The organism is Ruegeria sp. YTSA072 (genome assembly GCF_059610285.1).
This window is the reverse complement of sequence record NZ_JBXWNI010000004.1, coordinates 152314-166996: the sequence shown is the minus strand read 5'-3', so window position 1 is coordinate 166996 and position 14683 is coordinate 152314. Positions and strand designations below refer to the sequence as shown.

Sequence of the window (14683 nt, the reverse complement as noted above, 5' to 3'; positions counted from 1 at the left end):
GTCATCCCTTTCCCAATTTCAGAGCCTTCTGATAGATCGGGCGGCGCGGCAGCTTGTACATCTCTGATACCAGATCGGCCGCATCGCGAACCGAATGGGTTTCCAAGGCTCGTTTCAACGCCTCTTCTACGTCGGATTCGTTAACAGTTTCCGAATGTCCGCGATCCACGAGCAGAACAATTTCACCTTTGACTGTCTGCCCTTGTAGGTCGGCTGCCAGTTCTTCCAACGTCCCGCGACGAACTTCTTCGAATTTCTTCGTCAGCTCGCGGCACATTGCGGCCTGACGGTCATTGCCCAGCACGGTTGCAAGATCCGACAAGCACGCCGCCACGCGTTTCGGAGATTCATAAAACACCAATGTGCCCGGCACGTCTCGCAATGCCTCGATCCGCGACCGGCGCGCGCCGGTCGCGTTCGGCAAAAAGCCCGCAAAAAAGAACGCATCTGTCGGCAGCCCGGCCAGTGTCAGCGCCATCAGCGCCGCTGACGGTCCCGGTGCACAGGTCACCGAATGACCCGCTTCGGCGGCCTGCTTCCCCAAATCGTATCCCGGATCGGCAATCAGCGGCATTCCGGCCTCAGATGCATAAGCGACAGACTTCCCGCCCTGCAACGCATCAAGGATTTTGCCGCGCGCGCCCACGCCGCTGTGATCGTGATAGGCCAAGATTCGTCGCCCATCCAGCGGTACGCCGTGAATCTCCATCAACCGGCGCAAGCTGCGCGTGTCTTCGGCAGCAATGACATCAGCCGAGGCCAGCACATCCAGCGCTCTGAGCGTGATATCGCGCGCCGCACCGATCGGAGTGGCAACAAAATACAGGCCCGCGCCCAATCTTACTTTTTGAAAATTCAAAGCTGGACCCTCACAGCGTGACGTTTATTATCGCGGCATAACAGATTGGTGGTACCCCAAGCCGCCGGGACAGGGAGTTTTCATTTAGATGTTTACCGTTTGCAAGCCCGTTCGCAAGCTGGCGAAATCCGCCGCGATCCTGGCAACCGCCGCATTCCTCGCGGCATGTGAGCCCGGCGGCCTTGGCGGAGGCCCGTCAATCAACACGTCCAAACCCGTTCCGGTCGCACTTTTGGTTCCGGCGGGATCGGGAAATTCCGGCGACGCCGAACTGGCGCGGAGCCTTGAGAACGCGGCGCGTCTGGCCATGGCTGATCTGCAGAATGTTAAGATTGATCTGCGCGTTTATGACACGCGGGGCAGCTCGAACACAGCCGCGACAGTGGCGCAACAGGCCGTCGCGGATGGGGCGAAGATCATCATTGGCCCGGTTTACGCGCAGGCGGCAAACTCGGCAGGTCTCTCCGTACTGAATAACAAGGTCAACGTGCTGTCCTTCTCGAACAATACCAGCATTGCAGGCGGCAACGTCTTTGTTCTGGGCCCGACCTTTCAGAACACGGCCAACCGTTTGGTCAACTTTGCCGGTTCTCAAGGCAAGACCAGCATGGTCATCGTCCACAGCAACGATGCAGCCGGGCAGCTTGGTCAATCGGCGATTGCAACTGCGCTTGCCAGCAGCCGTGTAGCGAACGCGGGTACGGTTGGCTATGACCGGTCCCAGCAAGGCGTCATCAATTCGGTTCCAACGATCAAGGCAACCGTGGATGCTGCTGGTGCGGATTCGGTGTTTCTGACGGCAACGACAGCTGGCGCACTGCCGCTGTATTCGCAGCTGTTGCCAGAAGCTGGTGTGTCGCCGGCCACCACCCAGTTCCTCGGCCTGACGCGCTGGGACATACCGGCACAGACGCTGGAACTGCCGGGTGTTCAAGGGGGCTGGTTCGCCCTGCCCGACCCGGCAAAGGCGCAGGCGTACCGTCAGCGGTATAACAGCACCTATGGTGAGGCTCCGCACCCGATCAGCGGTCTGGCCTATGATGGCATTGCAGCGATTGCGGCTTTGGTCAGCCAAGGAAAATCCGACGCGCTGACCGCATCTGCCCTGACACAAAATGCCGGTTTCCAGGGCGTTGGCGGCATCTTCCGCCTGCGATCAGACGGCACGAATGAACGCGGTCTGGCCGTTGCCACGATCCAGAACAAACAGGTAGTAGTGATTGACTCCGCCCCTCAAAGCTTCTCTGGCGCCGGTTTCTGATCAGCCGATGCTGACGCTCACCCCCAAGGGTGAGCTGATCTGCCCGGCCGATGAAATTTTCGACAGTACCGCCATCCTGGTGCAACTGTCGGAAGCCTTTGAAAATATTCAAGACAATGCCGCGCGGCGGAATGAAACCGTGCGCATCCTGCGCGATGCCCAAAAGGCTGGGCGCAAGACCATTGCGGATGCCTTCGCTAAACGCCCCTTTGACGCCAGACCTTTGACCCGGTCCTACACCTATTTGACCGACGGGTTGGTCTGCACAGCGATGCAAGTGGCCAGCACCTATCTACATCCGCTGGCAACCCCGACGCAGGGCGAAAAGATTGCGGTTCTTGCTGTTGGTGGATATGGCCGCGGCGAAATGGCCCCGGCTTCGGACGTCGATCTGCTTTTTTTGACGCCCTACAAGATCACCGCCTGGGCCGAGAGCGTCATCGAGTCCATGCTCTACATGCTTTGGGATCTACGCCTGAAGGTTGGCCATTCATCCCGAACGATCAAGGATTGCCTGCGACTGGGCACCGAGGATTTCACCATCCGCACCGCCATGCTGGAGCAGCGTTTCCTGGCTGGCGACGCGGCCCTTGCCGAAGAGCTTGATAACCGCCTGAAAACCGAGCTGTTCAAGGGTAGCGAGCGTCAATTCATCGAGGCCAAGCTGCAGGAACGTGACGAGCGCCACCACAAACAGGGCGAGCGCTATATGGTCGAGCCCAACGTAAAAGAAGGCAAGGGTGGGCTGCGCGATCTTCAATCACTCTACTGGATTGCAAAGTACATCTATGGCGTTCAAGACGTGGCCGAGCTGGTCCCTCTGGGCCTGTTTGAACCCGAGGAATTCGACACCTTTGTAGAGGCCGAAGAGTTTCTGTGGGCTGTACGCTCTCATCTGCATCTGCTGACCGGTCGTGCGACAGAACAACTGACCTTCGACCTGCAGGTCGAGGTTGCCGACCGTATGGGTTATGAAGACAGGGCCGGACGACGGGCTGTTGAAGTGTTCATGCAACGCTATTTCCGCGAGGCAACGCGCGTTGGTGAGCTGACCCGGATCTTCCTGACCAAACTCGAAGCGTCACACGTGAAAGGTGCCGCCCTACTGGAACGCATCTTTCGGCGCCGACCGCGTGTCAAAGCAGGGTACAAGGTCGTTCACGGTCGCTTGGATGTAGCGGACGCCAAGAAGTTTCTGTCCGACAAGCTGAACCTTCTGCGTCTGTTCGAGGAAGGTCTTCGCACTGGCATGCTGATCCACCCGGATGCGATGCGGCTGGTGACAGCCAACCTAAACCTCATCGACGACGACATGCGCCAAAACAAAGAGGCGCAGCGCATTTTTCTGGACCTGATGCTGAAACACGGCAACCCGGAACGCGCCCTGCGCCGTATGAACGAATTGGGAGTATTGTCGGCGTTTTTGCCAGAGTTCGAGCACATCGTGGCGATGATGCAGTTCAACATGTATCACAGCTATACAGTGGACGAGCACACGATCCAGACCATCGTCAACCTGGCCCAGATTGAACGCGGTGAACTGGTTGAATCGCTGCCGCTGGCGTCATCGATCCTGAAACGCGGGGTTAACCGCAAGGTTCTCTATGTGGCCTTGCTGCTGCACGATATCGCCAAGGGGCGACCCGAGGACCATTCCATTCTGGGCGCTCAGATCGCACGCAAGGTTGCTCCGCGCTTGGGTCTGAACAAATCAGACTCGGAAACCGTGGAATGGCTTGTGCGATATCACTTGTTGATGTCGGACATGGCGCAGAAACGGGACATTTCGGACCCGCGCACAGTCCGTGATTTTGCCAAGGCGGTTAAGACGGTCAAACGGTTGGATCTGCTCACGGTTCTGACCGTGTGTGACATTCGCGGCGTTGGGCCCAACACCTGGAACAACTGGAAGGCCACCCTGCTGCGCGCCTTGCACGCTGAAACCAAACGGGCGCTTGAAACCGGTATGGAAGACCTGAACCGGGCCAACCGTGGCGCAGAAGCCAAAAAGGCGCTGCGTTCGGCGCTTGACGATTGGTCGAAGGCTGACCTGAAGGCCGAAACAGGACGACACTATGCGCCCTATTGGCAGGGCCTGAACCTGTCTACACATATTGAGTTCGCGAAAATGCTACGCGCTCTGGAACACAGCGGCGACCCCGGCGCGATGGAAATTCACCTGCACCCGGATGACGATCGCGACGCTACCCGCGCGTGTTTTGCCATGGCAGACCATCCAGGGATTTTCGCCCGTATCGCCGGGGCGCTTGCGCTGGTTGGGGCCAACGTGGTCGACGCCCGTAGCTACACCACCAAGGACGGGTACGTCACCGATGCGTTCTGGATTCAGGATGCCGAGGGCCACCCTTTTGAGGCCAGCCGTTTGCCGCGGCTGACACAGATGATCCAAAAGACGCTCAAGGGCGAAGTCGTGGCGCGTGACGCGCTGAAATCGCGCGACAAGATCAAGAAACGCGAACGCGCCTTCAATGTGCCGACCCATATCATCTTCGATAATGACGGGTCCGAGATCTACACCATCATCGAGGTTGATACCCGCGACCGCCCAGGCTTGTTGTATGACCTGACAAGAACGCTGGCTGCGGCCAATGTCTATATCGCCAATGCCGTGATCGCGACCTATGGAGAACAAGTTGTCGATACCTTCTACGTCAAGGACATGTTCGGCCTGAAATACCATTCCGAAAGCAAGCAACGCGGTCTTGAGACCAAGCTGCGCAAAGCCATCACTGAAGGTGCGGAGCGCGCAATCTCATGAAACAGATCCGGTTGTTTTCAGGCCTGTTCACGGTCGGATTCTGGACTCTGGCCAGTCGAATTTTGGGATTTCTCCGAGAGATTCTGCTAACCGCCTATATCGGGCCTGGTCCGGTGATGGACGCCTTTGTTGCCGCTTTCCGCCTGCCCAACATGTTTCGTCGTTTCTTTGCCGAAGGTGCCTTCAACGCCGCCTTTGTGCCAATGTTCTCGAAACGACTGGAGGGCGAAGAAGACGCCGAAGGGTTTGCTCAGGATGCGTTCAACCTGCTGGCGGCAGCTGTTTTGGCACTGGTTGGATTGGCGATGGTATTCATGCCTGGACTTGTTTGGCTGACCGCCGAAGGGTTCTATGGCGATGAACGCTTCGACATGGCTGTCGACTACGGTTACGTCGTTTTTCCCTATATCCTGTTCATGTCGCTGGCCGCGCTGTTTTCCGGCGTTCTGAATGCCACCGGTCGGTTCGCGGCTGCCGCTGCCGCGCCTGTCTTACTCAATATCTTTGCCTGTACTGCTTTGATCGCAGGCGCGCTGTCTGGCGGCGACGTAATCTGGTGGTTGATTACGGTCATTCCGCTGGCAGGGGTCGCGCAACTGGCGCTGGTTTGGGTGGCGACAGAACGTGCAGGTATTCGCATCCGTCCCGGATTGCCCAAGCTCAGCCCGGAAATGCGACGCATGGTTCGCATTGCAGTGCCCGCCGCTTTGGCGATGGGCGTTACGCAGGTCAATCTGGTGGTTGGCCAGTTGGTCGCGTCCAAAACTGAAAAGGCTGTCAGTTGGCTGTTCGCAGCGGATCGGCTGTATCAATTGCCATTGGGCGTGGTCGGTATTGCGGTGGGGATCGTCCTGCTCCCAGATCTGTCCCGCCGCTTACGGGCCGGGGACAAGGGCGGGGCGCGCAATGCCTATTCCCGCGCCGGAGAGTTCACACTGCTGCTGACCCTGCCGTCCACAGTTGCCTTTCTGATCATTCCAATACCTCTGGTGTCGGTCCTGTTCGAACGCGGCCAATTCAGCCCCGAGGACACGGCAGCCACTGCCTTGGCCGTAGCTATCTATGGCGTCGGCCTGCCCGCTTTCATGCTGCAAAAGCTACTGCAGCCCTTGTTCTTCGCGCGCGAAGACACCCGCTCTCCGTTTCGCTATGCCGTAGTTGCGATGGTGATCAATGCCGGGCTGGCCTTTGGCCTTTACCCATTGGTGGGGTGGATCGCACCGGCGATCGCGGCTTCGGCTGCCGGTTGGGCGATGGTTGCCTTGTTGGCGATTGGAGCGCGCCGTTTCGGCGATGAAGCACGGTTTGACGACCGGTTCAAACGACGTGCCTGGCGCGTCGTCGCGGCATCGCTGGGTATGGGCGTTGTGCTTTTCGCCGCCCTTCATATTTTTGGCTGGACCTTCCAAGTACCCGGGTGGCGTTATCTGGCGCTGCTTGTCCTAATCATAGTTGCAGCTGCCGCCTATTTCTTACTCGGTCACCTCTTCAAAGCGTTCGAGCTGTCCGAATTCAGAAAAGCGCTGCGTCGATCCTGATCAGTCGCGGCGAATACGTCCCACGATCCGCGCCCATCCGCCGGGTGCCAGGAAAAACGACAGACCAAATCCGGTGGCAAACCCGCCCAGATCGGCAACCCAATCGGACGTGCCGCCAAACAAAAGTCCGAATACCAGCTGGATGCCCATCAAAACCGCGATCAGGCTGAAGGCCCGAGACTGGTTTTCGCCGACCAGTGACAACTTGCGCCACAGCAGCCATGTGAACGCGCCGATCAGACCGTAAACCGGTGGGAACCCTCCGACCAGCGGATAGGCGGGATTCAGCAACAACCCATAGACCAACGCGCCACCGATACCGGACAAAACGAAAATGATCAGCATTTGAAAACCCCCGAACACTTCGGCTACCATTTTGCCCATGGCCAGAACGAAGACGCTGACAAAAACCGCCTGGGTAAAACTGCCCGATACGAACGGATAGGTCACGAAACGGATCACATGTTCAAACGGCCAACGGCCATTCTCGATCATCCAGTGAAAGATATCCGGGGAAAAGGTGTAACTCTGCAGGGCATCCAACCGCCAACCTACCGCTGATGGCCCACCCACAAGACCACGTGCACCCAGCGTAAACGCCAATTCGATCCCCATGATGAACAGGACCAACGCCACCACGACGGGCGGCAGGGGGTTCACGGCGGGTGTATAATGCTCACTGCTCATTGGGCTTGCCTTTCGCGGCTGTTGACGTCCCTTGGCCTCATGGGTAAGCGACGGGGGCTGATTTTTCCAGACGGGAGTTCCCTTCGATGACCGAAACCAAGTTCACGCCGCGCGTGTTTTCCGGCATCCAGCCTTCGGGAAACCTGCACCTTGGTAACTATCTGGGTGCGCTCAAGCGTTTTGTGGATATGCAGGGCGAAGATTACGAGACCATTTACTGCATGGTCGACCTGCACGCGATCACCGTCTGGCAAGACCCTGCCCGCCTGCGCGAAAAGACCCGCGAAGTCTGCGCCGGCTTCATTGCTGCTGGTCTGGACCCGGAAAAGTCTATTCTGTTCAACCAGAGCCAGGTGGCAGAGCACACACAATTGGCGTGGATCTTCAACTGTATCGCCCGCATGGGCTGGATGCAGCGGATGACACAGTTCAAGGACAAGGCGGGCAAGAACGCTCAGAACGCCTCGCTGGGTTTGTTTGCTTATCCGGCACTGATGGCAGCGGACATCCTGACCTACCACGCGACACATGTGCCGGTGGGCGAGGACCAGAAACAGCATCTGGAGCTGACTCGCGACATCGCGATCAAGTTCAACCATGATTATGGCGTGGATTTCTTTCCGGTGACCGAGCCTGTAATCGGTGGACCCGCGCCGCGCGTGATGAACCTGCGGGACGGCTCGCGGAAGATGTCATCTTCGGACGCGTCCGATATGACCCGGATCAACATGACGGACGATGCCGACGAGATCGCCAAAAAGATCCGCAAGGCCAAGACCGACCCGGATGCCCTGCCTTCAGAAACCGACGGTCTGTCCGAACGTCCCGAGGCGCGCAATCTGGTCAACATCTATGCTGCGCTCAGCGATCAAACGGCGGAACAGGTTCTGGCCGAAGTCGGCGGCAAACAATTCGGTGAATTCAAACCGATGCTCGCTGAGTTGGCGGTCGCCAAACTGTCGCCGATCTCAACCGAGATGGCGCGTCTGATGGGGGAAGAGGCCGAGATTGACCGGATTCTCGCACGCGGCGCGGAAAAGGCGCGGGCGATAGCGGCCCCGATCCTGCAACAGACCTACGACATCGTGGGTATGGTTGGCGCAAAACAAGGCTGATTGCGCTGGACCTTCCTGTGACGCCTTCCTAGGTTGCCCCAAGGGCAAAGGAGGGCGTCATGGCAGTCGGCAAAAATATCCGCACCTATTTTGATGGTCAGTGGCACAACGGGGACGCCCCGATCATGCGGGCGGCAGACCATGGCGCTTGGCTGGGGTCTTCGGTCTTTGACGGCGCGCGATTCTTCGACGGGCTGACCCCGGATTTGGTGGCCCATTGCGAACGGGTCAACCGCTCGGCCGAGGCGCTTTTACTGACCCCAACCGTGACGACCGAACAGATGGTCGAAATCGTCCGCGAAGGGCTGGATGGCTATGCCAAAGGTTCCGCCGTCTATATTCGGCCGATGTATTGGGGCATTGACGGTGACGCCACGGCCATTGTGCCTCAGCAGGACAGCACCGGATTTGCTATTTGTCTGGAAGAGATACCAATGGCACCGGAGACAGCTTCGGTTACGCTGACCACCACGCGGTTCCGCCGGCCGGTTCTGGAATCAGCCGTTGTGAATGCCAAAGCCGGATGCCTGTATCCCAACAACGCCCGAATGCTGAAAGAGGCAAAGTCCAAGGGGTTCTCGAACGCGCTGGTAGCGGATGCCTTGGGTCATGTGGCGGAAACCGCCACCGCAAACATCTTCATGGTCCGGGACGGCGAGGTATTCACCCCTACGCCCAATGGAACTTTTCTGGCCGGAATCACCCGAGCGCGACATATCAAAAACCTGCGCGCTGACGGCGTGACGGTCCACGAATCTGTTCTCAGCTTTGAAGATTTTCACGAGGCGGATGAGGTGTTTATGACCGGTAACATGAACAAGATAACGCCGGTCACCGCATTAGAAGACACCCAATATCAGGTCGGACCGATTGCACGTCGCGCGCGCGAGCTTTATTGGGACTGGGCGGCAGGCACTCGGTAGTCATACGCCGTGTTGCCAGCCCGCATTTGGTCGGGCATGATCCCCCTAAATACACGAGGACACCCATGCGTAAGTTTCTAGTCATTCTGGATGACAGCCGTGAATGCCTTAACGCGATGCGTTTCGCTGCAATGCGTGCAGCCCATACCGGTGGAGGGGTAACGATCCTGTCCGTCATCCCACCCGATGAGTTCAATCACTGGATCGGTGTTGCCGAAACCATGCGCGAAGAGGCACGCGAACGCATTCATGCGCATTACGAAGTTTTCGCCAAATGGATGCGCGACAAACAAGGGATCGACCCCGAACTGTCCATTCGCGAAGGCGACCCTGTCCCTCAGATCATCGAACATGTCCAGTCAGACCCGGACATCGGCGTTCTGGTCCTGGGGGCTGGCATCGAAAAGAAAGGGCCTGGCCCTTTGGTAACGCAGCTGACCAAAAACTCGGGCAGCTTGCCGATTCCGATCACAATTGTGCCCGGCGACCTTAGCAAGGAAAAGCTGGAAGCCATCACCTGAGGCCACCCAATGCAACGCCGCATCCAGTTCTGGTTCGAATTCGCATCGACCTATTCCTACCTCAGCGCCATGCGAATCGAGCAGGCTGCGGCACAGCATAACGTCGCCGTAGAATGGCATCCCTTTCTTCTGGGGCCCATTTTCGCGGCGCAGGGTTGGGATAATTCTCCGTTTAACATTTACCTGGCCAAAGGGCGCTATATGTGGCGCGATATGGAGCGTTTGACGGCGCAGCGCGGCCTGCCCTTCCGGCAACCGGACCCGTTTCCGCAAAACGGCCTGAAGGCTGCGCGCCTCACGCTGGCTATTGAAGATCAGACCCATAGGGCGCGATTTGTTCGGGCGGTCTATAAGGCCGAATTCGCACAAGGTCGGAACGTGTCGGACGATGCGGTTCTGGTTGATTGCCTGAAATCCGCCGGTTTGCCTGACGACCTTTTGGACAGAACCCAAGACCCCGAGATTAAGTCAGCTTTGATCGAGCAAACCAAAACCGCACAGGCCAAAGGGCTGTTCGGTGCGCCGAGTTTTCTGGTCGGCGACGAACTATACTGGGGAGATGATCGGTTGGATGATGCAATCCGGTTGGCGGCCAACATTTAGAATCGTTCCAAATCTTGACTTATCCGGCCCGGACCCGCATATCAGAGGCAACTGAAACGGAGCCGTGACATGTTCATCCAGACCGAATCCACGCCGAACCCTGCAACCTTGAAATTTCTACCCGGCCAAACCGTGCTGGAAGCGGGCACTGCGGATTTCCCATCGGCTGAAGCCGGTGAAAAATCACCTTTGGCAAAACGGATTTTTGCGGTTAGCGGAGTAACGGGTGTATTCCTCGGCAATGACTTCGTGACCGTCACCAAGTCCGATGATGTCCAATGGGATCACATCAAGCCTGCGATTCTCGGTGCGGTGATGGAGCATTATCAATCCGGCCAACCGGTCATCGGCGCTGGTGAAACAGCCGCATCGGGCCATGCAGAGCACACCGGCGAGGATGCAGAAGTCGTAAATCAAATCAAAGACTTGCTGGATAGCCGCGTCCGTCCGGCAGTTGCTCAGGATGGCGGCGACATCACGTTCCACGGGTTTGACCGGGGCGTTGTCTACCTGCACATGCAGGGTGCTTGCGCGGGCTGCCCGTCTTCGACCCTGACGTTGAAGATGGGTATCGAAAACCTGCTGCGCCACTACATCCCCGAAGTGACCGAGGTTCGTCCTGTTGCCGTCTGAACCCATTATTTTGGCGTTTGATACATCGGCCGCGCATTGCGCGGCCGCTTTGTTGTGCGGCAACCGGATCGTGACTTCGCGCATCGAAGCGATGTCGCGCGGTCAAGCCGAACGTCTGATGCCGTTGCTGGAAGAAGTTCTGACCGATGCCGGATATGGGTGGAAAGACCTGTCCGCGATCGGTGTCGGCGTTGGACCCGGAAACTTTACCGGCATCCGAATCTCGGTTTCTGCGGCGCGCGGCCTAGCCCTGGGCCTTGGCGTTCCAGCGGTAGGCGTGTCCGGGTTCGACGCATTGGCTGATATGTCTATGGACGCTCTGCCCGCGATCCGCGCACCACGTGATCAGGTTTACGTGGCGTTGCCGGACCAAAGTCCGATGCTTATGCCTCAAATTGAGGCAGAATCACTTGGCCGCCTGATCCTGAATGACGACCCGGATGCGCAAATCCGCGCAATTGCCCGGATCACCGGGCAAAGGTGGCAGACCAACACCGCGCAGCCGGCTCCACTCTATGTTCGGCCTGCGGACGCGGCCCCTTCCAAAGACACCCCCCCGGTTTTGCTGGACTGATGACCCCAGAGGATCTCGCCAGAACACACGCGGCGGCATTTACCCGGTCACGGTCGTGGGCTGCGGTCGAATTTGCGGATCTTCTGAACAATCGGTTCATCCATGCCGTTGGAAATACTCAATCTTTTGCGCTGTTCCAGGTGATCGGCGATGAGGCGGAATTGCTGACGATCGCCACGCATCCGGACGTCCAGCGACAGGGCTTAGCCCGAAATTGCATGCATGAATGGCACACGAAAGCAAAGGCTTTGGGGGCAACGCGCGCTGTTCTGGACGTCGCTGCGGATAACTTGCCGGCCATCGCGCTGTATGAACACAGCGGTTATCGCGCCTGTGGTTTGCGCAAGGGGTATTACCTGCGCGAAAACAATCAGAAAATCGATGCTATCGTGATGGAATCCGCGCTGGATTGACCGTCAGAGATAAAATTTTTCGACCAAATGGTCAAAAATCTGTTGACCACGGTGGTTGCAAACGTCCTTAATTCCCGCCATCACAACAGTTATGCTCGCTCACAGTGGGTGAACGGGGCTATCTTCGCCCCGACCGATAATAACAAACGGGAGTATAAAATGACCCTGATGAAATCCTTGATGGGTGCCACCGCCGCAGTCGCACTTACGGCTGGCGCCGCGCTGGCAGATCCTGCCCTGATCTTTGATCTTGGTGGCAAGTTTGACAAATCCTTTAACGAAGCCGCCCACAACGGCGCGTCGCGTTGGGCCGAAGAAACAGGCGGCTCGTATAACGAGATCGAGATCCAGTCCGAAGCACAGCGCGAGCAAGCTCTGCGCCGTTTCGCTGAATCCGGCTCGAACCCGATCATCACGATGGGTTTTGGCATGGCTGATCCGCTGTCCGCCGTGGCCGCCGATTACCCGGACACCAAATTCGTTGCGGTTGACGTCAACTGGTTGGACATCCCCAACATCCGCCAAATCGGTTTTGCCGAACATGAAGGGTCATATCTGGTTGGCATGATGGCCGCGATGGCATCGGAATCCGGCACCGTCGGCTTTATCGGTGGCATGGATATCCCGCTGATCCGCCACTTTGGCTGCGGTTATGCGCAGGGTGCCAAGGCTGTAAACCCTGACATCAATGTTGTTGCCAACATGACCGGTACCACCCCGGCAGCATGGAACGACCCGGTGAAGGGTTCGGAACTAACCAAAGCACAAATCAGCCAGGGCGCTGATGTGATCTATGCGGCCGCTGGTGGCACCGGTGTTGGCGTACTGCAGACCGCGGCAGACGAAGGCATCCTGTCGATCGGCGTGGACAGCAACCAGAACCACCTGCACCCGGGTAAGGTTCTCACCTCGATGCTGAAACGCGTTGATGTTGCCGTTTATGACGCGATGTCAGCGGGCGAAGGCCTGGAAACCGGCGTGTTCCAGATGGGTCTGGCCGAAGAAGGTGTTGGCGTCGCCATGGATGACAACAACGCACCTCTGGTCTCGGACGAGATGAAAGGCGCAGTCGACAAAGCGCGTCAGGACATCATCGACGGTAACGTCTCTGTTGTCAGCTATTATGAGAACGACAGCTGCCCGGCACTGCAGTTCTGATATCGCGCAAGGCGGGGGAACAACCTCCGCCTTGCCCCCGACTCTGCCGCGTATGACACCGCGGCCCTTTCGGCAATTGAGGACAAGACATGACCGTCCCCGCCATTGAGCTCAAAGGGATATCCAAAGCCTTTGGGCCGGTTCAGGCCAATAAAGACATTTCTATCAGCGTCGCCCCCGGTACGATCCATGGGATCATCGGTGAAAACGGTGCGGGCAAATCCACGCTGATGAGCATCCTCTACGGCTTTTACAAAGCCGATAAAGGTGAAATCTGGATTAACGGCAACAAGACCGACATCCCTGACAGCCAGGCGGCCATTGCTGCCGGGATCGGGATGGTGTTCCAGCATTTCAAACTGGTTGAGAATTTCACCGTTCTGGAAAACATCGTTCTCGGTGCCGAGGATGGCGGGCTGCTGGCCCCGTCCTTGTCCAAAGCGCGCAAAGAACTGAAAGCGCTGGAAGAGGAATACGAGCTGTTCGTAGATCCCGACAAGCGCATCGACGAGATTGGCGTCGGAATGCAGCAAAGGGTCGAGATCCTGAAAGCCCTGTATCGCAAGGCCGAGATTCTGATTCTGGACGAACCCACCGGGGTTCTGACCCCGTCCGAGGCTGACCAGCTTTTCCGCATCCTTGACCGCCTGCGGGCCGAAGGGAAGACGATCATCGTGATCACGCACAAGCTGCGCGAAATCATGGAAAACACCGATACGGTTTCGGTCATGCGGCGCGGTCAGATGACGGCGACGGTGAAAACAGCCGACACCAGCCCCGAGGAACTGGCCGAGCTGATGGTGGGCCGCAAGGTGCTGCTGCAGGTCGACAAAGTACCTGCGCAACCCGGTAAGCCCGTTTTGGAAATTGAAAAGCTCAGCGTTTTCGATTCGGCCGGGGTCGAACGGGTCAAGGGTATCGACCTGACCGTTCGGGCCGGTGAAATCGTCGGTATCGCTGGCGTGGCCGGAAATGGCCAATCGGAGCTTCTGGAAGTTCTGGGCGGCATGCGTCCGGGTCAGGGTTCGATCAAACTGAACGGTGCCCCGCTGGCGCTTAGCGGTCCGGGATCCGACGGTCAGGCCCGTCGCGCACAGCATATTGCGCATGTTCCGGAAGACCGTCAGCGCGAAGGTCTTGTGATGGACTTCCACGCTTGGGAAAACGTGGCCTTTGGCTATCACCGTGATCCTGCCTATCAGAGCGGGATTTTCATGAACAACGCCGCCCTGCGCGCCGATACCGAGCGCAAGATCGAGAAATTCGACGTCCGGCCACCTGATGCATGGCTTACAGCCAAGAGCTTCTCGGGCGGGAACCAACAAAAGATTGTTGTCGCGCGCGAAATTGAACGGAACCCGGATCTTCTATTGGTGGGTCAACCAACCCGCGGCGTCGACATCGGCGCGATCGAGTTCATTCACAAGCAGATCGTCGCGCTGCGTGATCAAGGTAAAGCAATCCTGCTCGTCTCGGTTGAGTTGGAAGAAATCTTCTCGCTATCTGATCGCATCGCTGTGATGTTTGACGGACATGTCATGGGCGAAAGACTGCCCCATGAAACAGATGAAAAAGAACTTGGCCTGTTGATGGCCGGTGTTGCGGGAGAGGCCGCGTAA

Annotated in this window: 14 protein-coding genes; 12 read left to right on the top strand and 2 right to left on the bottom strand. The window is 57.9% G+C overall.

Going from position 1 to position 14683, the window contains the following annotated elements; all coding sequences use genetic code 11:
- Position 1: 1 nt before the first annotated feature.
- Positions 2-859, bottom strand: coding sequence for a 16S rRNA (cytidine(1402)-2'-O)-methyltransferase (gene rsmI, locus AC2FIB_RS09765; RefSeq protein ID WP_496734394.1), 858 nt, complete (start codon positions 857-859; stop codon positions 2-4).
- Between the two features lie 88 nt (positions 860-947).
- On the opposite strand from rsmI, the gene AC2FIB_RS09760 reads away from it, so the two are divergent.
- Genes AC2FIB_RS09760 through murJ form a run of 3 tightly spaced genes read left to right on the top strand, consistent with a single transcriptional unit; the run spans position 948 to position 6437 of the window.
- Positions 948-2120: a penicillin-binding protein activator gene (locus tag AC2FIB_RS09760; protein WP_496841979.1), complete on the top strand. Its 1173-nt coding sequence runs from the start codon at positions 948-950 to the stop codon at positions 2118-2120.
- Positions 2121-2127: 7 nt separating this feature from the next.
- Positions 2128-4899, top strand: coding sequence for a [protein-PII] uridylyltransferase (locus tag AC2FIB_RS09755; RefSeq protein ID WP_496734392.1), 2772 nt, complete (start codon positions 2128-2130; stop codon positions 4897-4899).
- Positions 4896-6437, top strand: a complete 1542-nt coding sequence (gene murJ, locus AC2FIB_RS09750; protein ID WP_496734390.1) for a murein biosynthesis integral membrane protein MurJ — start codon at positions 4896-4898, stop codon at positions 6435-6437. Before AC2FIB_RS09755 ends, murJ begins: the two co-directional genes overlap by 4 nt.
- On the opposite strand, the gene AC2FIB_RS09745 is transcribed toward murJ, so the two are convergent.
- Complete coding sequence (locus AC2FIB_RS09745) at positions 6438-7124, bottom strand: rhomboid family intramembrane serine protease (protein ID WP_282120136.1); 687 nt, start codon at positions 7122-7124, stop codon at positions 6438-6440. It lies immediately after the preceding gene.
- An 86-nt stretch (positions 7125-7210) separates the two neighbouring features.
- Here AC2FIB_RS09745 and trpS point away from each other — a divergent pair, with 86 nt between their 5' ends.
- The 9 genes from trpS (at position 7211) to AC2FIB_RS09700 (ending at position 14683) form a co-directional block, all read left to right on the top strand.
- Complete coding sequence (gene trpS / locus AC2FIB_RS09740) at positions 7211-8239, top strand: tryptophan--tRNA ligase (RefSeq protein ID WP_496734388.1); 1029 nt, start codon at positions 7211-7213, stop codon at positions 8237-8239.
- A gap of 59 nt (positions 8240-8298) precedes the next feature.
- The gene (locus tag AC2FIB_RS09735; protein WP_496734386.1) at positions 8299-9162 is read left to right on the top strand and encodes a branched-chain amino acid aminotransferase; all 864 of its coding nucleotides are present in this window, start codon (positions 8299-8301) and stop codon (positions 9160-9162) included.
- A 65-nt stretch (positions 9163-9227) separates the two neighbouring features.
- A complete protein-coding gene (locus AC2FIB_RS09730; protein WP_058273504.1) occupies positions 9228-9683 on the top strand; it encodes a universal stress protein in 456 nt (151 codons plus the stop codon).
- Positions 9684-9692: 9 nt separating this feature from the next.
- Complete coding sequence (locus tag AC2FIB_RS09725) at positions 9693-10286, top strand: 2-hydroxychromene-2-carboxylate isomerase (RefSeq protein ID WP_496841978.1); 594 nt, start codon at positions 9693-9695, stop codon at positions 10284-10286.
- 69 nt (positions 10287-10355) lie between these two features.
- A complete protein-coding gene (locus AC2FIB_RS09720; RefSeq protein ID WP_058273506.1) occupies positions 10356-10919 on the top strand; it encodes a NifU family protein in 564 nt (187 codons plus the stop codon).
- Positions 10909-11493, top strand: a complete 585-nt coding sequence (gene tsaB / locus AC2FIB_RS09715) for a tRNA (adenosine(37)-N6)-threonylcarbamoyltransferase complex dimerization subunit type 1 TsaB (RefSeq protein ID WP_496841977.1) — start codon at positions 10909-10911, stop codon at positions 11491-11493. Before AC2FIB_RS09720 ends, tsaB begins: the two co-directional genes overlap by 11 nt.
- The gene (locus AC2FIB_RS09710) at positions 11493-11906 is read left to right on the top strand and encodes a GNAT family N-acetyltransferase (protein WP_496734382.1); all 414 of its coding nucleotides are present in this window, start codon (positions 11493-11495) and stop codon (positions 11904-11906) included. The genes tsaB and AC2FIB_RS09710 overlap by 1 nt, the downstream gene beginning before the upstream one ends.
- 159 nt (positions 11907-12065) lie before the next feature.
- Entirely contained in the window at positions 12066-13064 is a 999-nt protein-coding gene (locus AC2FIB_RS09705) for a BMP family lipoprotein (protein ID WP_496722979.1), read from the top strand.
- An 89-nt stretch (positions 13065-13153) separates the two neighbouring features.
- On the top strand, positions 13154-14683 hold the full coding sequence (locus AC2FIB_RS09700) for an ABC transporter ATP-binding protein (RefSeq protein WP_058273509.1): 1530 nt from the start codon (positions 13154-13156) through the stop codon (positions 14681-14683).

Coding starts and splice junctions, on each gene's coding strand:
- AC2FIB_RS09705 (WP_496722979.1), top strand. CDS start 12,066: ATGACCCTGATGAAATCCTTGATGGGTGCCACCGCCGCAGTCGCACTT.
- AC2FIB_RS09755 (WP_496734392.1), top strand. CDS start 2,128: ATGCTGACGCTCACCCCCAAGGGTGAGCTGATCTGCCCGGCCGATGAA.
- AC2FIB_RS09700 (WP_058273509.1), top strand. CDS start 13,154: ATGACCGTCCCCGCCATTGAGCTCAAAGGGATATCCAAAGCCTTTGGG.
- AC2FIB_RS09730 (WP_058273504.1), top strand. CDS start 9,228: ATGCGTAAGTTTCTAGTCATTCTGGATGACAGCCGTGAATGCCTTAAC.
- AC2FIB_RS09745 (WP_282120136.1), bottom strand. CDS start 7,124: ATGAGCAGTGAGCATTATACACCCGCCGTGAACCCCCTGCCGCCCGTC.
- AC2FIB_RS09735 (WP_496734386.1), top strand. CDS start 8,299: ATGGCAGTCGGCAAAAATATCCGCACCTATTTTGATGGTCAGTGGCAC.
- AC2FIB_RS09720 (WP_058273506.1), top strand. CDS start 10,356: ATGTTCATCCAGACCGAATCCACGCCGAACCCTGCAACCTTGAAATTT.
- AC2FIB_RS09710 (WP_496734382.1), top strand. CDS start 11,493: ATGACCCCAGAGGATCTCGCCAGAACACACGCGGCGGCATTTACCCGG.
- murJ (WP_496734390.1), top strand. CDS start 4,896: ATGAAACAGATCCGGTTGTTTTCAGGCCTGTTCACGGTCGGATTCTGG.
- trpS (WP_496734388.1), top strand. CDS start 7,211: ATGACCGAAACCAAGTTCACGCCGCGCGTGTTTTCCGGCATCCAGCCT.
- AC2FIB_RS09725 (WP_496841978.1), top strand. CDS start 9,693: ATGCAACGCCGCATCCAGTTCTGGTTCGAATTCGCATCGACCTATTCC.
- AC2FIB_RS09760 (WP_496841979.1), top strand. CDS start 948: ATGTTTACCGTTTGCAAGCCCGTTCGCAAGCTGGCGAAATCCGCCGCG.